Raw genomic sequence first — 26,005 nt, 5'->3', positions numbered from 1 at the left:
CCGGGAGGCCGGGCGGTCGCTGTCCCCAGACAACGACCGTTTTACCACCGCCTACTTCCATTAACCGCACCCGGCGGCCTTCACGGCGTATCGTCCCATGGCGCGACCGGGACCTCCGCGCCGGGACCGCGATCAGGCACGGAGACGATTGTGAGCAGCCATGATGGAAACGCCCCGACCGATCCCGACCGCCGCCATGCCCTCCGCCTCGCGGGCGCTTCCGCCGTCGCGGTCGCCGCGTCGGTGCTCCCGTTGACCGCCGGCAAGGCCGATACGCGCGCGCCGGCCCGGACGCGCGACACGGCCCCGCTGGGGGCGCGCCTCCAGGGCGTGCAGCACTTCGGCGTGACGGTCCAGAACATGGACCGCGCGTTCGAATTCTACACCGAGGTGCTGGGCGGCACCGAGATCATGCGCGACGGCGACTTCCAGGGCGTCCCGGTCCACTACACGCTGCTCACCGGGGAGGAGATCATCGCCGAGGAGAGCGGGGTCAACCCGCGCACCATCGGCGTCCCGGACCTCGCCGGCGGCGCGCAGCGCCTCGACGTCAGGTTCATCCAGTTCGACAACGTGGTGATCGAGCTGCTGCAATATCGCGATGCTGACGAGCCGATGGGCAGCGGCCACAGCTTCGCGGAGCCCCGCGAACATATGAGCCCGGCCTTTCCGCGCTCGATGCACATCTGCTTTCACATCCGCGACGACGTCGACTTCAACCAGTTCATCCACGACCTCGAGGCCGAGTGCGCGCGGCGGGGGATGACCCAGGTGAAGGCGAACCGTTCCGTCCGCATCGCGACCGAGGCTGAGCGCATGGCGGCGCCGATGGAGACCAACACCCTCAAGATCGAGGCGGGACCGTCGGACGGCTGGTCGCTGATCTACTGCAAGGGGCCGGAGGGCGAGCAGCTCGAGTTCGTCCAGGCCCTCGGGCATGTCAGGAAGGTGTTCGCCGACGCCAAGTCCGAGCGCGACCGCATGGTCGGCGACGGCTGACCGCCGGCGGCGGCCGCCCGTGCCCCTCGTCTCAGCCGCAGCCCGTGCGGGCATTGCGTGGAGACAACTGCCGTTGCGCATGGCGGGAGGCACGGCCCGTGCCGCCCCCGATGAGACCGGTCGCGACGACGAAGTCGCGCCCGTCGAACCCCTCGGTGCACAGGCCGACGATCGGCGAGAGCATCGGGCGGACGTCCACGCCCCTCCGGCGGTCGACCCACAGCATGGCGAGGTCGTTGGCGGCTCTCAGCTGCCAGGACAGCGCACCGATCTCGTCGGCGAGCCCCAGCGCCGAGAGGAGCGTGGCCTCCGCGTCGTCGGCCCGGTCGTGCGCCAGCTCGATCGTTCCCTGGATGCGCAAGAGCTCCGGGACGCACCAGCGCTCGTTCTGGATGCGTGCGCGGTCGAGGGCGAGCGCGATCGTGTCGGCCGCCTCGTCGAGCGTGCCGCGCGCCGCGAGAGCCTCGGCCAGCGTGCCGAGGTAATGGGGCGTGCGCAGCAGGAGGTTCGCCCCCTCGAGGTCCGCGATGGCCCGCCGGATCATGCCGATGCCCTCCACCGAAGGCCCGCTGCGGACGCAGGCGAGGACGCCGCGCGCGTACAGCGCGAAAGGCCGCCGCCAGAAGTCGATGTCGTGCGGGCAGAGCGGCTCGTCGAGCATGTCGCGGTATCGCTCCGCCTCGGCATACCGCCCGGCCCAGAGGGCGACCTGGCAGGCGAGCGCCAGCGTGTTGCTGAGCGACAGCTCGTGGCCGGACAGGAGGCTCAGTTCCACCATCCGCGCGGCGGTGCGCATCGCGGTGTCGGGCAAGCCGGTGAGCCACTGGACGGTTGCGAGCGCGCACCCGACGACGCCGGTGCGCTCGATCTCGAAGCGGGTGGACCGGACGCCGCCGGGGCCGCGCGCCTGCTGCATGAGGTGCTCGAGCCGCCGCCGCGAGCTCTCGAAGCGGCCGAGGTAGTATTCGGCGATGGCGAGCAGGCGTTCGCCGTCCGGAAGCGCGAACGGGTCCTCGGCCTCGGCGACCTGCGCGAAATGCTCCAGCCGGCTCACCACCGAGGCGGGCTTGCCGCTGAGATTCTCGTAGGTCGCGAGCGTCTTGAGGCTGCGCAGGTAGAACTCGGTGTTGCCGAGCTGCCCGGCGAGTTCGAGGGCGCGGCGCGAGGCGTCCATCGCCTCCGGGACGAGCCCACGGGTGTACATGGTGGCGCTCGCCAGCGCGGCCTGAAGCTGCATCTCCGCCGTCGAGCCGGCGAGGCCCGCGGCGTCGAGGTCGGCGACGGCGCGCGCCACGTGGACGCGGCACTCGGCAAGCTGCGACAGGTGGGTCCACAGGAGGCTGCCGGCGATGGTCAGCCGGATGCCGAGCAGCCGGTCGGCGGGTCGGCGCCGGCACCAGGCGAGGGCGGCGCGCAGGTCGTCGAGGACCCGGTCATGCACGGCGCCCCACTCGCGCGCCGGCCGCTCCATCCAGTCGAGCGAGGCTCGCTCCAGGAGGGCGCAGACGTGTTCGGCGTGGCGACGGAACAGGGCCTCGCCCTCCCCGCTGCGCTCGACCCGCTCCAGGCAGTACGCGCGCGTCGTCTCCAGGAGGTGGTAGAAGGGAACGCCGTTGCGCACCTCGGCGACGAGGAGACACTTGGCGCTCAGCCGCGCGAGCGCGTCGACCACCGCGACCGGGTCGGCATCCGCCTGCGCGACCGCGAGCGCCCCCTCGACGTCGAACGGGCCCATGAACACCGCGAGCGCGCGCAGGAGGTCGGCCTCGTCGTCGGGCAGGAGATTGTAGCTCCAGTCGAGCGTCGCGAGCAGGGTCTGTTGGCGCGGCGGCGCCTGGCGCGGACCGTAGCTCAGGAGGCGGAACCGGTCCTCCAGCATGGTGAGGAGTTCCACGGCGCCGCGCGCCGCCGTCTGCGTCGCGGCAAGCTCGATCGCGAGGGGCATGCCGTCGAGCCGCCGGCAGAGTTCGGCGACGACGGGAGCGTCGGCGTCGGTGAAGACGTAGCCCGCGCGCTCCGCCGCCCGGGTCACGAAGAGCTCGACCGCCGGATAGGACAGCGCGAGCGACGCCGTCGGCGTCCCGCCCGGTGCGTTGGCGAGCGTATCGAGGCGGTAGACGCGTTCTTCCCGAAGCCTCAGGGGCTCGCGGCTCGTCGCCAGCACGGCGAGGTTGGGGAGACCGCGCATCAGCTGCTCGATCGCCACCGCCGCGGCGGAGAGGACATGCTCGCAGTTGTCGACGATCAGCAGTCGGGGGCGCGTGCCGAGGACCCGCGCGACGCCCGCCAGAGGCTCCTCCCCCGTGGTCGCCACACCGAGCGTCGACGCGAAGATCGCCGGGACGAGCGCCCCGTCGCTGATCTTCGTGAGATCGATGAAGGCGGCCGCGTCGGCGAACGCGTCCACCAGGCGGTGGGCGGCGGCCACGGCGACGACCGTCTTGCCGATCCCGCCCGCGCCGAGAACCGTCACCAGGCGGCCGGGACCGAGCCGCTCGGCCACCGTCGCGACGTCCGCCGCGCGGCCGACGAGTGGCGGCGGCGCAGGCAGGACATCGAACCCGCCCCGCTCGCCGGCCGGAGCCGCCCGCTCGACCGCGGCGATGAAGCGATAGCCGCGGCCCGGGACCGTGGCGATGACGCTGGTCCGCCCGCCCCGGTCCAGAACGCGGCGGAGACCGGCGATGTTGACCTTGAGATTGTCCTCGTGGACGAAGACATCGGGCCAGGCACGGTCCATCAGGTCCTGCTTGCTCACCGTCTCCCCGGCCCGCTCGATCAGCACGGTCAGGAGGTCGATGGCACGGCTGCCGACACGGATGGGCTCGCCGTCCCGCAACAGCAGGCGGCGGCGCGTGTCGAGCTCGAAGCGCCCGAACGCATACTTCGTCTCCGACGCTGCGTCGCTCGACGTCCCGGGCATCGCCAGGTCTCCCCACAGCCGTATGCGGACGGCCGAAATCTGGCCCGGATCGCGGCGCCCGGCAACATATGACCGGCCCTGACATCCGATCTGTCATCTAGCGCCGCCGGGGCGAGGGTTTCTCCGGGTTCCACACCACTGAACTTACGAGTTTTTACGCGACAGCGCCGGCCCAGCCGATAGCCTTCGCCGCAGTAGGCGGATCGACGCAGGCCGGGGCGGCTCGGGCGAGACCTCTGCGGCGTCGCACCCCACCCCGACAGACCGACGAGGGCGATGCCGCGATGTGTGCCGACCAAGCTCCGCGTCCGCGCGCTGCGGCGGATCCGTTCCCGACGGCCGACGAGGTCGCCCACATCGCGCTGCGGCTCGGCCGGCTGATGGTGGTGAACGGGGCCGACTCGGCGCATGTCGAGGACGCGGTGACGTCGTTCGCGGCGGCGCACCGCTACCGCGCCCGCCCGCTCATCCTGCCGGAGGGACTGCTCCTCACCCTCGAGGGGCGTGAGGCGTTCTGCACCCGTCTGGGGCGCACCATCGCCAGTCCGTCGGTCGACATGCGCGCGCTCGAGACGCTCGACGCCATCCACGGCGACAGCCTCGCCCCCACGGCGGACCTTGCCGGGATCGAGCGGCGCCTCGACGGGGTGGAGAGCGGAGCGCCGCGCTACCCCGGCCTCATCGTCGCGCTGGCGATGGGCGTGACGGCGGCCGCCCTCGCCCGCCTGTTCGGCGCGAGCGCAGTCGTCGCCCTCGTCTCGGCGGCGGTCGGCGCGACGATCTGGCTGCTGCGGCTTCGCCTGCGCGCGGCGGGGATGAACCCGATCGCGGCCGCCGCCCTCGCCGCGTTCGGCGGCGGGCTCCTCGGCTCCGTCGCCATCGGCGCGGTCCCGGACGCCTCGCCCGCGCTCTGCCTCGTGGCGGGCGGGCTCATCCTGGTGCCCAGCGTGCCGCTGCTCAACGGCGTGCGCGACGCGCTGGGGCGGCACGTGGTCGTCGGGCTGTCGCGGATCATCGTCGCGAGCGCCACCATCCTCGCGATCGCGTTCGCCCTGTTCCTCGCGGCGGCGATCGCCGGCGACGGCTTCTCGATCGAGCGCGACGCGAGCCCGCCGGGCCTTCCGGAGGAGCTCGTCATGGCGGCGCTCGTGGGCGCCGGGCTCGCGCTGGCCTTCAACGTCCCGGCCCGGGCGGCCTGGGGCTGCATGCTGTGCGCCATCGCCGGGCGCGGGATGCGCACCGCGTGCGAGGGCCTCGGCTTCGACCTCGTGGGCGCCTCGCTGGTGGCCGCGTTCGCGACGGCGGTCGTCGCGCGCCTGATCGCGCGGCGATTCCGCGTGCCGACCGTCACGTTCGCCTTTCCGGGCGTCGTCGGCATGATGCCGGCCTACTACGCCTTCCGCGCCGGCAACGGCGGCCTCGCCATCGTCCACGCCGGCGGCACGGTCTCCCCGGCGCTCGTCGGCGAGACGCTGGCCCTCGCCGGCACCGCGATCCTCGTGACTTCGGCGATCGCCGTCGGCCTGTCGATGGCGTTCGCGACGCCCCTTCCCGGCGACCGGCCGCACTTCGGGCGATGAACGCCGCGCGTCCACCGGCGCCCCGGAACCTGTCGGTCAACTTAATTTACCGACGCTTACCGCCCTTAACGTGTGTGCCCGGCCCGACCCGATAACCTCGCCGCCAGTGACCGAAGCGGCCCTGACGGACTGGCCTTCAGCACGTCACGAGGCCCGCCGCTCATTGCTCCAGACTGTAGAGGAGGCAGGCGAACGATGATGCTGCCAGAATGGCTGAGCCTAAACCGCCGCACGTTCGTGGCCGGCGCCACCGCAACGACCGCACTGACGACAGCCCCCTTCGGCGGCGCGCTGCCGTCGCTGGCGAGGACCACGGACCTCCCCGCCGGCGGGACCTCCGACGTCACGTTCGAGGTCAACGGCGAGGCGCGCTCGGTGACGGTCGACACGCGCACCACCCTCCTCGACACGCTGCGCGAGCACCTGAACCTCACCGGCACGAAGAAAGGCTGCGACCATGGCCACTGCGGCGCCTGCACGGTGCTGGTGAACGGCACGCGCATCAACGCCTGCCTCAGCCTCGCCGTGATGCACGAGGGCGACAGCGTCACCACCATCGAGGGCCTCGGCACCCCGGACGACATGCACCCGATGCAGGCCGCCTTCGTGAAGCACGACGGCTTCCAGTGCGGCTACTGCACGCCGGGCCAGATCTGTTCGGCGGTCGCCATCCTCGACGAGGTCGGAAGGGGCGTTCCGAGCCACGTCACCGACGATCTCACCGCGCCGGTGGCGCTCACCAACATCGAGCTGCGGGAGCGGATGAGCGGCAACATCTGCCGCTGCGGCGCCTACTCCAACATCGCCGAGGCGATCACCGAGGTTGCGGGAGGACAGGGATGACGCCGTTCACCTACGAGCGGGCGGCAAGCCCGGCCGCGGCCGTCCGGGCGGTCGCCTCCACCCCCGGTGCGAAGTTCATCGCAGGCGGCACGAACCTCCTCGATCTCATGAAGTTCCAGATCGAGACGCCGACCCACCTCGTCGACGTGCGTCACCTCCCGCTCGACACGATCGAGGACACGCCGGAGGGGGGACTGCGCATCGGCGCCCTCGTCACCAACACGGTGGTCGCCTCCCACCCCCGGGTCAAGCGCGACTACGGCGTGCTCTCCCGCGCGATCGTCGCGGGGGCGACGGGGCAACTCCGCAACAAGGCGTCGACCGGCGGGAACCTGCTGCAGCGCAACCGCTGCCCGTATTTCTACAACACGGACCTCCCCTGCAATAAGCGCGTTCCCGGCTCCGGATGCTCGGCGCTCGGCGGCATCACGCGCTCGCTGGCGGTGATCGGCGGGAGCGAGAGCTGCATCGCCCAGAACCCCGGAGACATGGCCGTCGCGCTCAGGGTGCTGGACGCCACGGTCGAGACGATGGACGCCGACGGCGCGACGCGCAGCATCCCCCTCGCCGACTTCCACCTCCTCCCCGGCGATACGCCGGAAGTCGAGTTCGCGTTGCGGCCGGGCGAGCTCATCACCGCCGTGACGCTGCCGCCGCCGCTCGGCGGCACGCACCACTACCACAAGGTCCGCGACCGGGCGTCGTACGCGTTCGCCATCGTCTCGGTGGCGGCGGTCCTGCAGCCCGACGGGACCGGGCGCGTCGCGTTCGGCAGCGTGGCGCCGCGGCCCTGGCGGGTCGCCGCCGCGGAAGCGGAACTGGCGAAGGGGCCGGCGGCCGTCGTCGCCGCCGCCTTCGAGGGCGCGGCGCCGCAGGAGGACAACGCGTTCAAGATCCCCCTCGCCGAGCGCACCCTCGCGCTGGTGATCGCCGAAGGGAGGGCCTGAGGCCATGGAGTTCACCACCCCGGCGGGCCGGAACCCGATCGACAGACTGACGGTCGTCGGCCGCCCCACGCCCCGCATCGACGGCCCGCTGAAGGTCACCGGCACCGCGCCCTACGCGGCCGAGCGGCACGACGCGGTGACGAGTCCGGCCTACGGCTGGATCATCGGCGCGACCGTCGCGAAGGGCCGCGTCCGGCTCGCGGACGTCAGCGCGGCGAAGGCGGCCCCCGGCGTCATCGCCGTCCTCACCACGCTCGACCACGCGCCGGTGCCGGCGGTCTTCCGGCAGACGGCCAGCCTTTTCGGCGGCGACGAGATCGCGCACTACCATCAGGCGGTCGCGCTGGTGGTGGCGGAGACGTTCGAGGCGGCCCGCGCGGCGGCCCGGCTGGTCAGGATCGAGTACGAGGCGGCGCCGGGCGCGTACGACCTCGCCGCGGTCGCCGCCGACGCGCCGCCCTCGCCCGACCCCAACGAGGGGCCGGACGCCGAGATCTACGACCGCGTCGGCGACTTCGACGCCGCGTTCGCCGCCGCGCCCGTCACACTGGACGAGATCTACACCACACCGGACGAGACCCACGCGATGATGGAGCCGCACGCCTCCATCGCCGCATGGGACGGCGACAGGCTGACGGTCTGGACCTCCAACCAGATGATCGGCTGGGCGAGGGACGCGCTCGCCGGGGCGCTCGGCATCGCGGCCGAGAACGTGCGCGTCGACTCGCCGTTCATCGGCGGGGGCTTCGGCGGCAAGCTCTACATCCGCGCCGACGCGCTCCTCGCCGCGCTCGGCGCGAAGGCGGCGGGACGGCCGGTGAAGGTGGTGCTGCAACGCCCCATCATCATCAACAACGGCACGCGCCGCGCCGCCACGATCCAGCGGATACGGCTGGGCGCCCGGCCGGACGGGACGCTGACGGCGATCAGCCACGTCAGCACCAGCGGCAACCTTCCCGGCGGCTTCCCGGAGGCAGGAATCGCGCCCACGAAGCTCTTCTATGCGGCGCCGAACCGGGACAACTACCTGAAGCTCGCCCGCCTCGACTTCGGCGAGGGCAGCGACATGCGCGCCCCCGGCGAGGCTCCGGGCCTGATGGCGTTCGAGATGGCGCTGGACGAGTTCGCCGAGCGGCTCGACATCGACCCGGTCGAGCTGCGCGTCATGAACGACACGCAGGCGGACCCGCGAGACCCCGGGCGCCGCTTCTCGGAGCGCCACCTCGTCGAGTGCCTGAGGACCGGCGCGGAGCGTTTCGGCTGGTCCGAGCGCGACAAGATCCCCGGCTCCGTGCGCGACGGCAAGTGGCTGGTCGGGATGGGGATGGCCGCCGGCTTCCGCCTCAACCTCCCCTTCCCGTCCGAGGCGCGGATCCGCCTCGAGCGGGACGGCCGGCTGACCGTCGAGACCGACATGACGGACATCGGCACCGGCACCTACACCATCCTCGCCCAGACGGCGGCGGAGATGCTGGGCCTCACGGTCGACGCGGTCACGGTTAAGCTCGGTGATTCGGTCAACCCGCGAGCCGCCGGGTCCGGCGGCCAGTGGGGCGCCAACAACTCGACCTCGGGCCTCTACGCCGCGTGCGTGAAGCTGCGGGAGGCGGTGGCCGCACGGCTCGGCTTCAACGCCGACGACGCGGACTTCGCCGACGGCCACGTGACGGCCGGAAACCGCCGTGTCCCGCTTGCCGATGCGGCCGCCGGCGGGCCACTCGTCGGTGAGGACGGGATCGCCTACGGCGACCTCGACAAGACCTTCGTGCAGGCGACGTTCGCCTCGCACTTCGTCGAGGTCGGGGTCGACCAGTTCACCGGGGAGATGCGCGTGCGGCGGATGCTGGCGGTGGTCGACTCCGGCCGGATCCTCAATCCGATCACGGCGCGGAGCCAGGTCATCGGCGCGATGACGATGGGTGTCGGGGCGGCGCTCATGGAGGCGCTCGCGGTGGACCCGCGGCACGGCTTCTTCGTCAACAACGACCTCGGCTTCTACGAGGTGCCGGTGCACGGCGACATCCCGCATCAGGACGTGATCTTCCTCGACTACCCGGACGCCAAGTCGTCGCCGATGAAGGCGAAGGGGATCGGCGAGATCGGGCTGTGCGGTGTCGCGGCGGCCGTGGCGAACGCGGTCTACAACGCGACGGGCGTGCGCGTGCGCGACTATCCGGTCACGCTCGACAAGCACCTCGCCGGCCTCCCCCCGGCCGCCTGACCGCGCCACCGTCCGGCGAGCGCGTCAGGCCGGCTCGCCGGCACCGTCGCCGCTCCCCGCGATATATGAAGGTGAAGGAGGCGGTGGCCCGGCAGGCCGCCGCCTCCTTCGTCCGATCGCCCTCCACGGCCGCACCCGCCCTTCGCGACGAGCTTCAGCGTGACGTCGACGGAGGTCCGACAGCGCCGCGAGGTTCGGCACGCGGTGCGCGGACGCGACAGGCCGTCTCCCGCCAGGGTGGAACGTATATTGGGCGGCGACAGCGCCTCGGGATGGCGTCGGGAGCTACATTTTCCGCCTTTCACCTTTCCCAACGGAAACGTGAAGTGGAAGGATCATGCCGCCGCCCGCCCTAACCGCATGACAATTCTCGGCATTCCTCCAACCATTAGCGCACGGATCGAGGCAGCGCCGTTTGTGTGACGCCACTCACACTTGGACGGATCGCACCGCCCGAAATGACACACCCAGAGGTCGAAACGGCCCTGAACCTTCCATGACTGCGGCCGCGCTCCCCCCAGCGCCCCAGCGAAGAGAAAACGGTGTGACATGGCTATCGGGATGATGCGCGACAGGAGTGCGGACGACGGAAACCTCCGGAGATCCGAGGGCGGCCACGGCGGCGGGATCGACCTCAGCGGCGGACCGGCGCCGGCGGAGGCGCCCGCCCAGAATATCGGCGAGAACAATCTCCCGGACCTTCTCGACTACCTCAACGAGAGTGGCGACAAGTGGACGAACGACGGCACCGGCGTCACGCTGACCGTCGACTTTCCTGGCCTCGCCTCGGACCTTCCCGACGGCCTCCAGCCGTACGCGGCGCCGCTGAACCAGTTCCAGGTCGCCTTCGCCCCCTTCGATCAGCCGCGCATCGACGCGGCCATGCTGGCGCTCCAGCAGTGGGGCGAGGTCGCCAACATCGACTTCGAGTTCGCCGATCCGGGCGAAGACGCGAACATCTACTTCTTCGGCCGAAGCTTCACGGACGGCGGCGCGTTCTCCTCCGGTATCGACGAGACGAACGGCAGCGCCATCCGCATGAACGTCGACGATCCGGGCAACGGGTGGAACACCATGGCGCCGGGCGGCGCCGGGTATCACTACCTGCTGCACGAGATCGGCCACTCCCTCGGCCTCTCGCACCCCGGCGACTATGACGTCGGCGTCGAGGTGACCTACGACGACGACGCGCTCTACGCGCAAGACACGACCATGCACACGATCATGTCGTACTTCGGCGGCGAGAACACCGGGTTCGACGCCAACGGCCACGCCACCAACCTGATCACGCTGCGCGCCCACGACATGTACGTCATCCAGCAGATGTACGGCGCAAACTGGGAGACCCGGAACACCGACACCGTCTACGGCTACAACGCCTCCGGCCTCGGCAACGCGTCCTACTACGACTTCACGAACCTTGCGGACCACTTCGGCCCGCAGCTGACGATCTGGGACGGCGGCGGCGACAACGACTGGCTGGACCTGTCGGGCGACTACCACGACTCCTGGATCGACCTCGCGCCGGGCGCGTTCTCGTCCACGCACGGCATGGACAACAACCTGTCGCTCGCGTTCGATCCGGGCGGCGGCCCGGGCACGATGTACATCGAGAACGCCCGCGGCGGGTCGGGCGATGACACGATCTACGGCAACGAGCTCGACAACATCCTCGAAGGTCTCGGCGGCCGCGACTTGATCAACGGCCTCGCCGGCGACGATTCCCTCTACGGCGGCAACGGCAACGATACGCTGGTCGGCGAGGGCGGCACCGATTTCTTCGACGGCGGCAACGGCGTCGACACCGTGTCGTACGCGTACTCGGCCGGCAGCTGGGATATCGTCCTCGCGACCGGTTTCGTCGCCGGCACTGCGACGGCCGGCGGCGGCGTGGAGTCGCTCCTTCGCATCGAGAACGTGATCGGCGCGCACGGCGATGACAGCATCACCGGCTCCAGCGTCGCCAACACGCTCGACGGAAACGACGGCAACGACACGCTGGCCGGCGTGGACGGCGACGACCTCCTCATCGGCGGCCGCGACGACGATTCGCTGCTGGGCGGCGCGGGCGACGACTCGCTGATCGGCGGGCGGAAGTCCAACTCCGCGCAGAGCGGCGACGACTCGCTGAGGGGCGGCGCGGGCGACGACACGGCCCGCGGTGGCGACGGCGACGACAGCCTGTGGGGCGGCGCCGACGACGACGTCCTCGAAGGCGACGACGGTCACGACACGGTCTACGGCAACGCCGGCGACGACACGCTGCGCGGAGGCAAGGGCGACGACTACGTCAGCGCGGGCGACGGCGACGACTACATCGCCAGCGTGTCGTTCTCGGGCGGCGGGATGGAGGACGGCGACGACACCCTCCTCGGCGGGCGCGGCGACGACACCGTCGTGGGCGGCTACGGCGACGACGTGCTCAACGGCAACCAGGGCAACGACGAGCTGAAGGGCGGCTACGGTAACGACACCGTCGTCGCCAGCGCCGGCAACGACACCGTCATGGGCGGCAACGGCTCCGACACCTACGATTTCGCCTGGTCCGACAGCGACTGGCACGTCGACCTCCTCGCCGGAGGCGCCGGCAGCGGCTCGAGCTTCGCCACGCTCGCCAACGTCGAGGTGATCCGGGCCGGCAGCGGCGGCGACGACATCAACGGCGACCACGAGGTCAACACGCTCATCGCCGGCTCCGGCAACGACAGCGTCGACGGCGCGGGCGGCGACGACGTGCTCCTCGGCGAGGCCGGCAGCGACACGCTGAAGGGCGGCGCCGGCGACGACATCGTCAGCGGCGGAACGGGCATCGACACGGCGAGCTACGTCGGCGCGTCCGGCGGCGTCTCGGTCGACCTGATGCTGGACAACGTCGCCCAGAACACGTTCGGCGCGGGCGTCGACACGCTCATCGACATCGAGCGCCTTCAGGGCTCGAATTTCGCCGACATCCTGTCGGGCAACGACGAGGGGAACTGGCTCTCCGGCTACGGCGGCGACGACTGGCTGTTCGGCCGGGGCGGCGACGACTGGCTGCGCGGCGGCCACGGCGACGACCTCCTCGAGGGCGGCACCGGCACCAACATCCTCCAGGGCGACGAGGGCGTCGACACGGCGAGCTATTTCTTCGCCACCGGCGGCGTCATCGTCGACCTCACGGCGGAGGGCGCGCAGGACACGCAGGGCGCCGGCACCGACCTCCTCCTCGGCATCGAGAACCTGATCGGCTCGTTCCATGCCGACTTCCTGACGGGCGACGAGGGCAACAACAGGCTGACCGGCGGCGAGGGCAACGACATCCTGTCCGGCGGCGAGGGCAACGACAGCCTCATCGGCGGCGAGGACAACGACGTCCTCATCGGCGGTCTCGGCAACGACTACATCGACGGGGGCGCGGGGATCGACTGGGCCTACTTCACCGGTGCCCCGGGGGGCGTCGAGGTGGACCTGCGGGCGGGCGCCCAGTCGACCGGCCTCGGCACCGACCAGATCGTCAACGTGGAGAACCTCTACGGCTCGCTCGGCGACGACGACCTTCGCGGCGACGACAACGCCAACGAGATCTGGGGCAGCAACGGCGACGACACGATCTATGGCGCCGGCGGCGACGACACGATCCGCGGCGACGGCGGCGACGACCAGATCTACATCGGCGCCGACGAGCCGTTCAGCGCGCCGGACGACCTGCTCCCGGTTCAACCGGTCACGGACGACGACTTCGATCTGATGCGGGCCCGTGTCGGCGGCGACGGCGACGGCACGCAGCTCCTGACGTCGGACATGGTGTACAGGAGCCCGGACGGCTCCCTCGCCATCCTCGCCGACGGTGACGGCCAGCACGCGCTGCCGACGGTGGGCGACGAGCTCGAGGCCCCGGCCGGGTCGGGCGCCGACACGGTCCAGTTCACCAACAACTGGGGCGACGACGAGGTCCATGGCTTCAGCGCCGGCGTCGACAAGCTCGACTTCACGCTGATCGGCGCCATCGACGACGTGATCGATCTCACGATCACGAACACCGTGGAGGGCGCGCTGATCAGCTACGGATCGAACAGCGTCCTGCTCCACGGCGTTTTCCAGTCCGACCTCAGCGACAGCGACTTCCTTGTCTGACCCGCGGGAGGTCCGGGCGAGGCGCCCGACCGGTGCCTCGCGCTGCCGTCAGGGACCCGACGTCAGCGGAAGGAACGCAATCGCGGCGTCGGCTCCGGCCGGCGCTTCGGCGTTGACGGGACCGGTTACGGCGACGCGGTGGCCGGAAGCTGGTCGATCCAGACCCTGAAGTCCGACAGCGTGTGGCGGCCGAAGCTGTGCGTCAGCGGCACGTCGGCCGCGTCGCGTCCCCGGGCGATGAGGACGCGGCCGAACCGGACGTCGTTGTTGCGGGGGTCGAACGTCCACCAGCGGCCGCCGAGGTAGACCTCGATCCAGGCCGCGAAGTCCATCGGCGGGTACGGCGGCGCCTGTCCGATGTCGCTGACGTAGCCCGTGCAGTAGCGCGTCGGGATGTTGAGGGACCGGCAGAAGGCGATGGCGAGGTGGGCAAAGTCCCGGCAGACCCCGCGCCGCTCGCTGTGGGTCTCGCTCGCGGTGCGCGTCGGCCGCGAATGCTGGTAACCGAACTCGACGTGCGAATGGACGTAGTCGCAGATCGCCTGGACCCGCGACCAGCCCGGAACCGTATTGCCGAACAGCGCCCAGGCGGTGTCGGACAGGACGTCGCTTTCGCAGTAGCGGCTCGGGAGCAGGTAGGCGAGCGTCTCGGCGGGAAGCACCTCGATCGGATGCTGCATGGCGTCGTGCCCGACGGGGTCCGAGCGGCCGGCGTCGCGGATGATCCCGTCCGTCCGGACCGTGAAGTGCCCCGCGGGCGCGACAAGGCGCGTGCACCAGTTCCCGAACCCGTCACGGTAGTTCTCGATCGGCACCGAAGGGTCCGTCTTCAGAAGGTCCGGCCGCTCGAGGTCGCCGGCCCGCGAGTAGTGTACGTTGAGCAGCAGGATCATCGGCGTCGGCTGCGTCAGCTCGTAGGCAAGGCTGCAGCCCAGGTGCAAACGGAACACGGACATCCGAAGGCCCTCCCCTCACCGCGGCATGACCGCCTGCCGCCTCGCCCGCCATGATCTAGCATCGAGGCGGCCGCCGTCGAGCCGGGACAGGCGGCCGCCGGGACCGGCCCTGCGCCCGCACGCCTAAGGTCCCTGCAAGATCCGTACGAGTGCGCACGCCATGCGGCGACATTTGCGTTTATGCCTCGGCGGCGGGAGGCTGTTCGACGTCATGTCTCGCGCTGGCCAGCCGCCATGCTGTTTCGGCCAGCGCCGTCGAGGCGGACCGCAGTATTTCGGCATCGTAGCCGGAGAAACCCAGCACGAAGCCCTCGGACGTGCCCGGTTCCCTGCGCGTCTCGGAGAAGAGCGTCGTCTCAACCCCGGCCTCCCGCCGGATCGCGCTGGCAAGCCGCGTCGGGAGGTCCTCCCGCAGCCAGGCGATCATGTGCAGGCCATGCTCCGGAATGTCCGGCCGCAGCACGCCACGCGACCCGGTCCCGACGATCCCGGCCACCAGATCGCGGTGCGCGCGGTACCGACGCAGCGTCCGGCGCAGATGCGCGGCAATCGTTCCGTCCGCCATCAGGTCGGCGACGGCCTCCTGCAGGAAGACGGGGGTGAAGCGATCGATCGCGGCGCGCGCCTTGAGCACGGGCTCCAGCGCGTCCGGAGGGACGACGACGTAGCCGAGGCGCAACCCCGGGAACAGGGTCTTCGCGAACGTGCCGAGGTAGATCACGCGATCGGGAGAAAGCCCCGCCAATGCCGTCAGCGGCGGGCCGGAATAGCGGAACTCGCTGTCGTAGTCGTCCTCGAAGACCCACGCCCCTGCCGACTTGGCCCAGTCGATCAGGGCCACCCGGCGATCCATGCCCATGCGCACGCCGGTCGGAAACTGGTGGGACGGGGTGACATAGGCCGCCCTCGCCCGAGGTTCCCGGGCGATGCCCGCCGTCACGTCCAGCCCGTCGGCGTCGACGGGGACCGCCACCGGCCGCGAACCCGCCGCCGCCAGCGTCGCATGCGACATGGGATAGCCGGGATCCTCGAACCAGACCGGATCGCCGCGGGAGAGAAGCGCGTCGGCGCATAGCCGCAGACCATGCTGCGTACCGCTGACCACGACGACGCAATCCGGGTCGCAGCGGATGCCGCGATTGACCGCAAGGAATTCGGCGATCTGCCGCCTCAGGCGCGGGCTGCCCCGGGGATCGCCATAGGCGAGGTCCGCGAGGCTCGCGCCGGCAATATGCTGCCGGGTCGCCGCGGCCAGCCGGGACAGGAAGGCGGGCTCCACATGCGTCTGGCCGAGTGCGAATGGACGGCGCCGGCCGAAGTTCAGCGGAATCTCCGGTGCCGTGGCCACGGATTGCGGCGGCGGAAGGCTGGCCGAGACGTAGGTGCCCGAGCCGTGCCGGGCTTCGATCAGGCCGTCGCTCATCAGCTGCTCATAGGCGGCGACGACCATGTTGCGTCCGATGCCGAGCTGAACAGCCAGCTCGCGGCTGGACGGGAGCCGGAGCCCGGGTGCCAGCAGTCCGTCGACGATGGCCGCCCGCAAGCCGCTGCGAACGCGCAGGGACTGGTTGCGGATCGACGGATCGAGCCGGATCGGCGGGAGCGCCGACTCGGAGCTTCTCTTCATAGTGGTTCCAATAATTGCGGCGCAATTGTACCTTTTACGAACCACTTTGCCGGCGCAAATCGGATGGCGCAACCACCGCAGGAGCCCGCCATGAGCGAACAGGACGCGCCGCAATACCCCGTGGACCCGGTCAATCGCGTCAAACGCCGCCATGACAGGGGCTTCTACGACCACGCGACGGTTCACCGGCTGCTCGACGCGGCCGCGCTCGCTCACGTCGCTTACGTCATCGACGGGCGTCCCTTCTGCACGCCGACCCTGTTCTGGCGCGAGGGGACGCGGCTCTACTGGCACGGCAGCAGCGCCAGCCGGATGCTGCGCAACCTGTCAACCGGGGAGCCGGCCTGCCTGACCGTCACCCATCTCGACAGCCTCGTCCTCGCCCGGTCAGGCATGAACCATTCCGCCGACTACCGCTCGGTCATGGCTTTCGGCACTGCCGTGCTGGTCGACGACCGGGACGAAAAGGTCCGCGCCCTGACGATGATGGTGGATCGCTTCTTTCCCGACCGCACCGCGACCCTGCGTCCGATCACGGCGCAGGAGATCAAGGCCACGGCGGTCGTCGTGATGGAGATCGAGCGCGCCTCGGCCAAGATCAGGGCCAAGGGCGTTGCCGACGACGAGGAAGACTACGCCCTGCCGATCCACGCCGAGCGGCTGCCGGTCCAGACCGTCCTCGGCGCCCCCGAGCCCTGCCCGCGCCTGCTTGCCGACGTGGCGCGCCCCGGGACGCTCGCCCCCTACCGCGCCGGCCGACCGCTCGAGGAAGCCGTGAGCGAGGCCTATGCCGTTGCCTATGCGGGTACGGAGTTCGCCTGATCGGTCCTGCGGCCCGACCGTCGATCGGCGACGGCCGGAACCGGGCCTGTCCGGCCGCCGCCAAACCAGCGGCACGCGACGCGCCGCCGCCTTCGCCGGCGTCCGCCGCGGGGTCAGGCGGGCGCCGCCGCCTTGCGGTCCGCCTCCGCGCGCTGCCGGTCGACCCGGCGGACGGACAGGATCGAGAGCTCGTAGAGGATGAGCCCCGGCACCGCGAGGCCGATCTGGCTGACCGGGTCCGGCGGCGTCAGGACCGCGGCGAGGATGAAGATGATGACGATGGCGTACTTGCGTTTGCGCTTCAGGTCGTCGGCGGTGATGAAGCCCGCCCGTCCCAGGAGCGTCAGGATCACCGGCGTCTGGAACATGATGCCGAAGGCGAAGATCAGCGTCATGATGAGGTTGAGGTACTCGCTGGTGCGGGCCAGCAGCTGGATCGAGGCCTGCCCCGCGTCGCCCTGCTGCTCCATCGACAGGAAGAACGACATCGCGAGCGGCATGACCATTAAGTAGACGAGCGCCGCCCCGAGCGCGAACAGGACCGGCGTCGCGATCAGGAAGGGGCGGAACGCCGAGCGCTCGTTGCGGTAGAGGCCGGGCGCGATGAACATGTAGATCTGCGTCGCGATCACCGGAAAGGCGATGAACAGCGCGCCGAACAGCGCCAGCTTCATCTGCGTGAAGAAATACTCCTGCGGCGCGGTGTAGATGAGCTGGATGCGGGCCGCCGTCCCGGCGGCGCGCTCGTAGGGGATCGTGAGCAGGTTGAAGATGTCGCCGGCGAAATAGAAGCAGACGGCGAAGGCGACCGCGATCGCCAGAAGCGACCGGATCAGCCGGGAGCGCAATTCGATCAGGTGATCGATCAGAGGCATCCGCGAGGCTTCGATGTCGTCGTGCATCATGGCCGGCCCTCGGCCACGATGCGCCGCGCCCCGCGCGGGTCGAATGTCGCCGCGGCGACCGGGAGCCACGTCAGCGAGCGGTGGACCATGGCGATACCCTAGGCTCCGGTACGCTCTGGCGTCCCCGTCTCCGGGGTGTCGCGCGGCGGGGCGGGGAGAGAGGCGAGGGGCCGGGGCGGCCCGGGCCGGGCGTCGTCCTCCTCGGCCATTCCTTTCTTGAAGGACTTCAGGCCCTTGGCTACGTCTCCCATGAGCTCGGAGACCTTGCCGCGCCCGAACAGGATCATGACGACGGCGAGCACGACGACCCAGTGCCCGATCGAGAAGCTTCCCATTGTGAACTCCGGTGGCGGCGCGCCGGTCGGTGCCTGGCGCGCGAAGGGATCGCCGGCGGGGTTATTCCCGCCGGGCCGTGTCAGCGTGATCTGCCGGGAGGCGGGCCGAGCGCGGCCTCGAGCCGCGCCTCGAGCGACGGGTCGCCGGCCTCGCATGTGGTGAGGACGAGCACCGTCCAGCCGCCGGCCTCGAGGTCGGCCTTTCCGTCCGGCCCGGGCGCGCCCTGCCACCGCTCCGGTCCGCTCCCGCGCACGCCGGACCGGCCGCAGACGGAACAGCCGGGGGCGCCGTCCGGCTCCGCCGCGCAGTCCCGTACGAGGACGACGCAGCGGCGGCCGGAGACGACGATGTCCGGCGTTCCCGGCAGGTCGGCGGCGCGGGTGCGGAAGCGGTAGCCGGCCGCGTGCAGCAGCCGGCGGATGCGCCTGACGGCATCCCGGTGTCCGGAAGTGGTGTTCACGGCGCGCCCTCCCGTCAGGTGGCTACGGGCGCGTCGGCGGCGGCCGGCGCGCGCTCCTCCGTGCGCCGGCGCCGCCAGTCGCCGAGGAAGAGCAGGATCGGCGCGGCGATGAACACCGAGGACGACGCCGCGATGATGATCCCGAACGCCATCGGCACGGCGAAGCTCTCCACGGCGCTGCCGCCCCAGATCGCCATCGGCAGGATCGCGAGGAAGGCGGTGACGGAGGTGTAGAGGCTTCGCGACAGCGTCTCGTTGATGGAGAGGTCGATCAGGTCGCGCAGCGGCATCGCCTTGTAGCGCCGCATGTTCTCACGCATGCGGTCGTAGACGACCACCTTGTCGTTCACCGAGTAGCCGATGAGCGTCAGGAGCGCGGCGATGGCGGTCAGGTTGAAGTCGAGGCCGGTGAGGGCGAAGAACCCGACCGTCTTCGTCACGTCGAGCACGAGCGTCGCGATGGCGCCGACGGCGAACGGCCACTCGAAGCGGACCCAGATGTAGACGAGCATCGCCAGGCTCGCGAGGACGACGGCGAGGATTCCGGCCGTCGCGAGCTCCCCCGAGACCTTGGGGCCGACCACCTCGGTGCGCGCCACGGTCGCGGAGGGGTCGACCTCGGCGACGGCGGTCTTGATGCGGGTGGTGGCGGCGGTCTGCGCCTCCTCCCCGCCCGGCTGGCGCTCGACGCGCACGAGCATGTGGCTCTGGTCGCCGAACTCCTGGAGGGCCACGTCGCCGAGGCCGAGCCCGTCGAGCTTGCCGCGAAAGGTGGCGAGGTCGGCGGGACCGTCGGTCACCACCTCCATCTGGATGCCGCCGCGGAAGTCGACGCCGTAGTTGAGGCCCGGCGAGATGAAGAGGCCGATGGAGGCCAGCGACAGCACCGCCGACATGCCGATCCCGAAGAAGCGGGCCCGCATGAAGCGGATGTGCGTCCCGTCCGGCACGAGGCGGACCGGCAGGAGCGGCCGGATGTCGAGCCGCTTGAGCTTCAGCCGCCGCACGATCGCGACCATCGAGACGCGCACGATGGAGACCGCGGTGAACATCGAGATCGCGATGCCGAGGCCCATCGTGACGGCAAAGCCGCGCACCGGCCCGCTGCCGAACCAGAAGAGGAGCACGGTCGCGATGAGGCTGGTGACGTTGCTGTCGACGATGGTCGCGTAGGCGCGGCCGAAGCCCGCGTCGAGCGCGGCGAGGGCGCCCCGCCCCTTGCGCGTCTCCTCCCTGATCCGCTCGTTGATGAGGACGTTGGCGTCGACCGCGAGACCGATCCCGAGCACGATGCCGGCGATGCCGGGGAGAGTGAGCGTGGCGCCGAGGAGGGTGAGGCCGGCGAACGTCAGCGCGACGTTGAGCCCGAGCGCGAGGTTCGCCAGCAGACCCCACGGCCCGTAGAGCAGCACCATGAAGCCGACGACGAGCGCGAACCCGACGAGGCCGGTCAGGACGCCCATGCGGATGGCGTCGGAGCCGAGGTCGGCGCCGACCGTGCGCTCCTCGATCACGGTAAGCCTGGCCGGGAGGGCGCCGGCGCGCAGCAGTGCCGCGAGGTCCGTCGCCTCCTGCACCGTGAAGCGTCCCGAGATCTGGCCGGAGCCGCCGGTGATCGGCTCGCGGATCACCGGCGCGGACAGCACCTTGCCGTCGAGGACGATTGCGAAGGGATGGCCGACGTTCTTGCTGGTGATGTCGGCGAAGCGGCTCGCGCCGGCGGTATCGAAGCGGAAGTTCACGACCGGCTCGTGGGTGCGCTGGTCGAAGCCGGCGCGGGCGTCGCGCAGCCTGTCGCCGGAGAGCTCCACGTGATCCTCGACCGGGTAGGCCTGGCCGGCGTCGTCGTGGAGGAGGCTCACCCCGGCGGGAAGGGTGTTGCCGGGCCGGGTAGCGTCGAGGAGGTGGAAGGACAGCTTCGCGGTGGAGCCGAGGAGCTCGCGGATGCGGGCCGGGTCCTGCACGCCGGGAAGCTGGACCAGGATGCGGTCCGGCCCGGCGCGCTGGATCGTCGGCTCGGCGACGCCGACCTGGTCGATGCGCTGGCGGATGATCTCCACGCTCTGCTCGGCCGCCGCGCTCATGCGCTCGGCGATTCCGGCATCGGTGGGCGTAAGGATGATGGCGGTGCCGTCGCCGCCGAAGGAAAGGTCCGACGCGCCGGAGATGCCGACCGTGCCGACGAGCCCGTCGAGGGCCGACAGCGCCGCCTCGCGCTGGTCCGCGCCGGCGAGGCGGACGGTGACGTCGTCGTCGGTGCGGTGGACCGTTGCACCGCGCAGGCCGGCGGTGCGCAGCGCGATGCGCGCGTCGCCGGCGAGGGTCTCGAGACGCTCCTTGACGAGTGCGGCGCGGTCGACCTCGAGGACCAGATGTGACCCGCCGCGCAGGTCGAGCCCGAGCGCGACACGCTCGTGGGGCAGCCAAGACGGCAGTCGGTCGAGGGTAGATTGGGGGATGACGTTCGGCAGTGCGATGAGCACGCCGAGGGCAACGATGACCACGTAGGTGGCCACGAGCCAGGGTGAAGTTCGCATGAGTGTGTCCGTGCAAGCGCCATCGCCGACCGCCCGGAACCGAGCGGCCGCATGAGCGCGCCATGATCAAAAGTCGTCGAAGATCAGGCGGTGACGGACGGGGGAGCGCGCGACTGGTGCGCGTGGCGGCGCTCGGCCGCGCAGGCCGGCGGCGCGCGGGGCGCGTTCGCCCGGATCGCGTGCGCGGCGGAGGGGGGAAGGTCGGCGATGGCCGGTGTGATCACCGGGGCGCCGGAAAGGAGCGGAAGGCGCGAGTCGCTCCGCTCGAACGCGACGGTCAGGCGGGCGTCGCCACGGCTCGCGAAGAGATAGCGGGTCTCGGTCTCGGCCTGGAGCGACTGCTCGCCATGGACGGACCGCAGGTTCGGCGTGGGCGCGCCGAGGGCGACGCCGACGTAGAGGAACGCCAGCCCGAGCACCACGGCGGCCGCGCGGACGTACGAACGGCCGGAGCCATTCGCGCGATCAACGGTGCCCTGGCGTTCGGCGATGTCCTTCATACCCTCATCATATCAGATCGAAGAGCCCAATGCCGTCTCCTTAGTTCCGGACGGCCCGGAGCGGTCACGTGATCCGATCCTGCAGCAATCGAGTGGACGCCGGTCAAGTGCGTTCGAGCCGACCGCGGACGGACGCACGGCCCGGTGGCCGACCCGCACCGTCAAGCGCTCGACGCCCCCCCTGGCCACAGAGGATGCACCCCTGAGCCGAGCGTTCCGCGCCACCATATAGTCGTTGACCTGCATGATGTCGCCGATTCCCCGGTCTTCGGATCACATTTGTCGCGCACGCCCGGCGCTCCGGACCGCCGGGACCCGAGGGGACCGGCGCCGGCAGGCCGCTACACCGCCCTGCCCTACACAATTCGACGTCGCCATCAGGCCTCCCTTTTGACTCTGCCGGTAAGCGCGGACCACGGGTTCGCGACCGGGACATCCGATCGTCGCGGGGGCCGTCCCCGTCCGCCGCGAGCGCTTTGTGGTAGGCTCCCCTCCGGATGGCGGGCGACCGCCGGGGGAGAGACATGGCCGAAGGCGACCCGGCAAAGATGCGCAAGGACCTGACCGTGGCGGAAATCGGCGCGGTCGCGCACCTCTACCGCGGGGAGGTCTACCGCTCGACGATCTGGCGCACGCGGCTCGACACCACAACGAACTGGGCCGTGGTCACGCTCGGGGTGGCGCTCTCGATCACGTTCGCCTCGCCGGAGGCGTCGGCGCTGCCGCTGATCCTCGTCGGCATCCTCATCCACTTCTTCCTGATGCTCGAGGCGCGGCGCTACCGTTATTTCAACGTCTGGCGCGCGCGGTGCCGCTGGATGGAGAAGCACTTCTTCGCGCCGATGCTGACCGACGGCGACCTGCATCTGGAGGACGGGTGGCAGCAGACGCTCGCCAACGACTACTGGCACCCGCGCTACCACGTCTCGATGATCGTCGCGATCGGCCGCAGGATCCGACGCAACTACTTCTGGATCCTGCTCATCCAGACGCTCGCCTACGCCGGCAAGCTGTCGGTTCATCCCGAACCGGTGCACACCTTCGGCCAGTTCGTCGAACGCGCCCGGATCGGCCCGCTCCCCGGCTGGCTCGTGATCGCCGCGGGCCTCGCCTACTGCACGGTATGGGGCGGCATCGCCCTCTGGAGCCTCAACGACGACCGCCGCCGCGCGGCCGCCCGCAGGGACGCCTCCGGCATGGGATGACGCACCGCGCCGCCGACGACCGGCCCGACCTGCCGCAGCCTGTCCGCTGACGGCCGGGGCGATCCGGGGCGGGGCGCTAGAACCGCTTCAGCGGCGCCAGCGAGTCCCCGCCGGTGATCCTGCGCAGCACGTCGTTGAGGACGCTGCCGTCGATGAGGAGCTCGGCGAGCCGCCCCGCGCCCTGATCGGCGCCACGCGGGCGGTGGCTGGTAGCCGGCAGCAGGGCGGAGACGAGGTCGCCCCAGTCCCCCCGGTACCCCGGCATCGCCGCGCCGGACGGGCGGTCCGGTCCCAGCGTGTAGACGGCCGGCTCGCGCTTGGGCCAGATCCACCAGGGGTCGCCGTCGCCGTGAGCGGACAGCGGTGCGACGGGCGCGAGCAGGCTGACCGACCCCAGCTTGTACGCCTTGCGCCGCGGCGCCCCGGGATCGGACGGGGCCGCGCCCAGAGGCAACGCGTGGGCGTGGTCGTGGCAGAACCCCGCATCGGCGAGGCTGGCGATCGCGACCTGCGCGGCGAACGATCCGAGTCCGAACGCCACCACATGGACCGCGCGCCTGTCCTCCCCTCCTTTCGGCTTCGGGCGTCGGAAGGCCTCGAAGCCGATCGAGGCGAGGACGCGCCACAGCGCGCCGCCCGGCGCGGCGGCCTCCGTCAGCCCGGTGGCATAGCCTTCCAGCATCGGCTTCGCCACCACCTGCGCCCGCCGGTCGAGGTAGGCGGTGAGGTCCGCGGCTCCGCCGGAGATCTTGCGGCAGAAGTCGGCCTCGTCGCGCATCCTGGCGGTCAGCGACCTGAGCTCGTCCGCGCCGTAGAGGACGTTGATGGGATAGGTGCCGGCCGCCTTGAAGCGCTCGACCGTGTGCATCGTCAGGCGCGCCGCCGCCTCGGCTCCCAGGAACGGATCATGGAAGACGAAGACGAGCCGCGGATAGCGCTCCCAGCTCTCGTCGTCGGCGAGCCACATGGCGGTCTCGCGGAGCGTCGCCTGGCCCGCGCCGAGCCGATCGAGATCGACGAGGCCCGAGCGCTCGGCATGCACGATATGCCCGATGATCGCGCTGCGGCGCGGCTCGGGGAGCGCGGCGAGCGGGTCGGGCGGGGACGCGTCGGTCGCCGGGTCGTCGGGCCCATAGGCGCGGAGCTGGATGTTGTGCGCCTGCGGCGCGGACGGGGCGAGCTGCAGGACCCAGGCGTCGATCACGTTCTGGGCGAAGTCCCCGTAGCTCCAGTGGGCGACGCCCTTCAGTCCGTCGAAGCCCCCCCAGTCCGGCCCCCAGGAGTTCTGGACGAGGAACCCCTCGGAGTCGTAGCCGACGAGCACGAAGGCGTGGCCGGCGCGCCGCTCGCCCGTGTTCACGATGCGCCCGTCCACCGGCTCCGCCCAGCCGGAATGGAGCCGGGCCGAGACGACGACGGCACCGACCTCCTGGATCGCCATCTGGAAGTCGGAAAGGCTGGCGGACAGGCGGTAGTAGGCGCCGAGGGCGACGCTGCGCGCCGCCTTGGCCATCTCCACCGTCAGGTGGAAGGCTGGCGTCTTCGGCACCAGCTCCGCGGGGCAGACGCCGTTGTGGAAGAACCCCTTCATGCCGCCGCGCAGCGACGTCCCGGCGGGCAGGTCGTCGACGAACTCGTCGTGCGCGCGGGCCATCTCGTAGATCATCCGCGCGCTGACCCCGCCGGGGGGAAGGCGGTTCTGCTGGGTGAGGTGCCGGTTGATGGCAGCGGCCATCGCGTAGCCGACACAGTCGCCGTCCGACTGCTGCTCCAGGAGGTGCAGCGTGCCGGCTTCCGGGCACACCCTCGCCTCCGCCCTGATGAGCGAGGGGCGGTAGTGGCGGTCGCGAATGTCCCGCCGGTCGGCCAGCACGGCAGGCGACGCGCTGAAGGCGGGCGGCGCGCCGGACGGGACCGCGCCTTCGTCCGTCCCCCCGTCGTCGGGCGCCGCGTCGGGCTGGCGGGAGGTCCAGGTCGCCGCCTTCCCGCCGAACGGCGCGGACGGCGGGCCGTTCGCCGCGAGATCCATCCGCTCGGCGAGCTCCGGCGTCTCCGCCAGCAGTGCGAGATGCCGCAGCGCGTTGAGATCGCCGCTCGACTGGCGGCCGCGGAAGTGAAGTCCGACCACGCCGCCATCGTCGAGCGCGATGCAGGGCGATCCCGAGCTGCCGGGCAGCGTGGTGGCGTCGTGCGAGGTGCTGAAGCGGGTGCCGTGACGCTTCATGAGCCCCGGCGAGGCGCACTTGCGCGGCTCCATCGCGGCCTCCGCCGGCGTCTGCGGCGCGGCCCCGAAGACTTTGTCGTAGAGGGCCTTGTCGGCCGTTCGCGGCGTGATCGGATAGCCGACGACGCACATCGGCCTGTCCTCCCCCGCTTGACCGGGGTCGGCGAGGCGGAGCGAGGGGCGCCGCGAATCCGCCGCCAGCCGGCAGATCATGATGTCGTAGTCCGCCGAGAGCAGCTCGACCGCCTCGACGTCGACGGTCTCGGCCGCGAACGCCCGGCCGTCGGCCTCCGCCGCTTCGAAGAAGACGTGAGCCGGGAGGAAGGCGGACGGAACGTCCCGGCGCTTCGGCACTGGGTCGATCCCGGCCGCGATCGACGTCTGGTGTGGCAGCATCGTGCCGACGACGTGCGCCGCCGTCGCGACGCGGCGGTCGTCATTGCCGACCCGGAAGGCCGTGCCGACCGCGAACGTCCGCCCGCCGACCTCGACCCGGATCTGGCCGACGGAGGCCGACGCGAGGGCGATGAAACCCGCCCACTCGCCAAGCTTAGGCAGCTCGGTCATCTCGTCGGGGACAGAATCGGGGATCCCCGTGGCGCCGAGTCTGGCCACGGGACGCTCACTGGAAATAATCGATCGAATTCGTGCAATACCGGGCGCATCCTGCCCCAGCAATGCCGGGAAATCTTCAAATCCTTCAACGAGTTTTCTGATGTCATGAAATGCTGGCATCGGGCTCTCTCAATGCTCGGCTCGCAGCCGTTTGGCAATATCCAGTATTAATGATAGCATTAAGTATAATTT

General features: G+C 70.9%; 17 protein-coding genes. 8 read left to right on the top strand and 9 right to left on the bottom strand.

The annotated features are described in order from the left end of the window. The first annotated feature begins 150 nt into the window (after positions 1–150). Positions 151–999, top strand: a complete 849-nt coding sequence (locus DLJ53_RS10395; RefSeq protein ID WP_202913096.1) for a VOC family protein — start codon at positions 151–153, stop codon at positions 997–999. A gap of 31 nt (positions 1,000–1,030) precedes the next feature. Here DLJ53_RS10395 and DLJ53_RS10390 read toward each other — a convergent pair whose 3' ends face one another. Further along, positions 1,031–3,922 carry an ATP-binding protein gene (locus DLJ53_RS10390; RefSeq protein WP_111344943.1) on the bottom strand — a complete coding sequence of 964 codons (2,892 nt, stop codon included), beginning with the start codon at positions 3,920–3,922 and terminating at the stop codon, positions 1,031–1,033. Between the two features lie 284 nt (positions 3,923–4,206). Here DLJ53_RS10390 and DLJ53_RS10385 point away from each other — a divergent pair, with 284 nt between their 5' ends. From DLJ53_RS10385 to DLJ53_RS10365, 5 genes are all read left to right on the top strand, one after another. Continuing rightward, the gene (locus DLJ53_RS10385) at positions 4,207–5,502 is read left to right on the top strand and encodes a threonine/serine exporter family protein (protein WP_111344941.1); all 1,296 of its coding nucleotides are present in this window, start codon (positions 4,207–4,209) and stop codon (positions 5,500–5,502) included. A gap of 195 nt (positions 5,503–5,697) precedes the next feature. Next, on the top strand, positions 5,698–6,345 hold the full coding sequence (gene paoA / locus DLJ53_RS10380) for an aldehyde dehydrogenase iron-sulfur subunit PaoA (protein ID WP_111344940.1): 648 nt from the start codon (positions 5,698–5,700) through the stop codon (positions 6,343–6,345). Continuing rightward, on the top strand, positions 6,342–7,292 hold the full coding sequence (locus DLJ53_RS10375; protein WP_111344938.1) for an FAD binding domain-containing protein: 951 nt from the start codon (positions 6,342–6,344) through the stop codon (positions 7,290–7,292). The genes paoA and DLJ53_RS10375 overlap by 4 nt, the downstream gene beginning before the upstream one ends. Before the next feature lie 4 nt (positions 7,293–7,296). Then, the gene (paoC, locus tag DLJ53_RS10370) at positions 7,297–9,513 is read left to right on the top strand and encodes an aldehyde oxidoreductase molybdenum-binding subunit PaoC (protein ID WP_111344937.1); all 2,217 of its coding nucleotides are present in this window, start codon (positions 7,297–7,299) and stop codon (positions 9,511–9,513) included. Positions 9,514–10,062: 549 nt separating this feature from the next. Continuing rightward, entirely contained in the window at positions 10,063–13,626 is a 3,564-nt protein-coding gene (locus DLJ53_RS10365; RefSeq protein WP_111344935.1) for a M10 family metallopeptidase C-terminal domain-containing protein, read from the top strand. A 125-nt stretch (positions 13,627–13,751) separates the two neighbouring features. On the opposite strand, the gene DLJ53_RS10360 is transcribed toward DLJ53_RS10365, so the two are convergent. Together DLJ53_RS10360 and pdxR are read right to left on the bottom strand one after the other, a co-directional pair. Next, a complete protein-coding gene (locus DLJ53_RS10360) occupies positions 13,752–14,582 on the bottom strand; it encodes a transglutaminase-like domain-containing protein (protein ID WP_111344933.1) in 831 nt (276 codons plus the stop codon). 178 nt (positions 14,583–14,760) lie between these two features. Next, a complete protein-coding gene (pdxR, locus tag DLJ53_RS10355) occupies positions 14,761–16,209 on the bottom strand; it encodes a MocR-like pyridoxine biosynthesis transcription factor PdxR (RefSeq protein WP_111344932.1) in 1,449 nt (482 codons plus the stop codon). Between the two features lie 90 nt (positions 16,210–16,299). Here pdxR and DLJ53_RS10350 point away from each other — a divergent pair, with 90 nt between their 5' ends. Beyond that, positions 16,300–17,031 (top strand): pyridoxamine 5'-phosphate oxidase family protein, encoded by a 732-nt coding sequence (locus DLJ53_RS10350; RefSeq protein WP_111344930.1) that lies wholly within the window; start codon positions 16,300–16,302, stop codon positions 17,029–17,031. A 113-nt stretch (positions 17,032–17,144) separates the two neighbouring features. On the opposite strand, the gene tatC is transcribed toward DLJ53_RS10350, so the two are convergent. From tatC to DLJ53_RS10325, 5 genes are all read right to left on the bottom strand, one after another. Next, positions 17,145–17,936, bottom strand: a complete 792-nt coding sequence (gene tatC / locus DLJ53_RS10345; protein WP_111344928.1) for a twin-arginine translocase subunit TatC — start codon at positions 17,934–17,936, stop codon at positions 17,145–17,147. 98 nt (positions 17,937–18,034) lie between these two features. Next, positions 18,035–18,271, bottom strand: a complete 237-nt coding sequence (locus tag DLJ53_RS36660) for a twin-arginine translocase TatA/TatE family subunit (protein ID WP_111344927.1) — start codon at positions 18,269–18,271, stop codon at positions 18,035–18,037. Positions 18,272–18,351: 80 nt separating this feature from the next. After that, positions 18,352–18,732, bottom strand: coding sequence for a very short patch repair endonuclease (locus DLJ53_RS10335; RefSeq protein ID WP_111344925.1), 381 nt, complete (start codon positions 18,730–18,732; stop codon positions 18,352–18,354). Positions 18,733–18,746: 14 nt separating this feature from the next. Continuing rightward, the gene (gene secD, locus DLJ53_RS10330; protein WP_111344924.1) at positions 18,747–21,269 is read right to left on the bottom strand and encodes a protein translocase subunit SecD; all 2,523 of its coding nucleotides are present in this window, start codon (positions 21,267–21,269) and stop codon (positions 18,747–18,749) included. Between the two features lie 83 nt (positions 21,270–21,352). Beyond that, positions 21,353–21,769 carry a hypothetical protein gene (locus DLJ53_RS10325; protein ID WP_111344922.1) on the bottom strand — a complete coding sequence of 139 codons (417 nt, stop codon included), beginning with the start codon at positions 21,767–21,769 and terminating at the stop codon, positions 21,353–21,355. A gap of 524 nt (positions 21,770–22,293) precedes the next feature. On the opposite strand from DLJ53_RS10325, the gene DLJ53_RS10320 reads away from it, so the two are divergent. Next, positions 22,294–22,974: a DUF2270 domain-containing protein gene (locus DLJ53_RS10320; protein WP_111344920.1), complete on the top strand. Its 681-nt coding sequence runs from the start codon at positions 22,294–22,296 to the stop codon at positions 22,972–22,974. A 76-nt stretch (positions 22,975–23,050) separates the two neighbouring features. On the opposite strand, the gene DLJ53_RS10315 is transcribed toward DLJ53_RS10320, so the two are convergent. After that, positions 23,051–25,813: a trypsin-like peptidase domain-containing protein gene (locus DLJ53_RS10315; protein WP_162409075.1), complete on the bottom strand. Its 2,763-nt coding sequence runs from the start codon at positions 25,811–25,813 to the stop codon at positions 23,051–23,053. Positions 25,814–26,005: the final 192 nt, after the last annotated feature.

This window comes from Acuticoccus sediminis (assembly GCF_003258595.1).
Taxonomy (GTDB): Bacteria; Pseudomonadota; Alphaproteobacteria; order Rhizobiales; family Amorphaceae; genus Acuticoccus; species Acuticoccus sediminis.
Note: the sequence above shows the minus strand (reverse complement) of the source record. Positions and strands in the feature narration are given on the sequence as shown.

Excerpts from the sequence above, each read along its gene's own strand:
- DLJ53_RS10390 (WP_111344943.1), bottom strand. The coding sequence starts at position 3,922 with ATGCCCGGGACGTCGAGCGACGCAGCGTCGGAGACGAAGTATGCGTTC.
- DLJ53_RS10385 (WP_111344941.1), top strand. The coding sequence starts at position 4,207 with ATGTGTGCCGACCAAGCTCCGCGTCCGCGCGCTGCGGCGGATCCGTTC.
- paoA (WP_111344940.1), top strand. The coding sequence starts at position 5,698 with ATGATGCTGCCAGAATGGCTGAGCCTAAACCGCCGCACGTTCGTGGCC.
- DLJ53_RS10375 (WP_111344938.1), top strand. The coding sequence starts at position 6,342 with ATGACGCCGTTCACCTACGAGCGGGCGGCAAGCCCGGCCGCGGCCGTC.
- paoC (WP_111344937.1), top strand. The coding sequence starts at position 7,297 with ATGGAGTTCACCACCCCGGCGGGCCGGAACCCGATCGACAGACTGACG.
- DLJ53_RS10365 (WP_111344935.1), top strand. The coding sequence starts at position 10,063 with ATGGCTATCGGGATGATGCGCGACAGGAGTGCGGACGACGGAAACCTC.
- DLJ53_RS10360 (WP_111344933.1), bottom strand. The coding sequence starts at position 14,582 with ATGTCCGTGTTCCGTTTGCACCTGGGCTGCAGCCTTGCCTACGAGCTG.
- pdxR (WP_111344932.1), bottom strand. The coding sequence starts at position 16,209 with ATGAAGAGAAGCTCCGAGTCGGCGCTCCCGCCGATCCGGCTCGATCCG.
- DLJ53_RS10350 (WP_111344930.1), top strand. The coding sequence starts at position 16,300 with ATGAGCGAACAGGACGCGCCGCAATACCCCGTGGACCCGGTCAATCGC.
- tatC (WP_111344928.1), bottom strand. The coding sequence starts at position 17,936 with ATGATGCACGACGACATCGAAGCCTCGCGGATGCCTCTGATCGATCAC.
- DLJ53_RS36660 (WP_111344927.1), bottom strand. The coding sequence starts at position 18,271 with ATGGGAAGCTTCTCGATCGGGCACTGGGTCGTCGTGCTCGCCGTCGTC.
- secD (WP_111344924.1), bottom strand. The coding sequence starts at position 21,269 with ATGCGAACTTCACCCTGGCTCGTGGCCACCTACGTGGTCATCGTTGCC.
- DLJ53_RS10325 (WP_111344922.1), bottom strand. The coding sequence starts at position 21,769 with ATGAAGGACATCGCCGAACGCCAGGGCACCGTTGATCGCGCGAATGGC.
- DLJ53_RS10320 (WP_111344920.1), top strand. The coding sequence starts at position 22,294 with ATGGCCGAAGGCGACCCGGCAAAGATGCGCAAGGACCTGACCGTGGCG.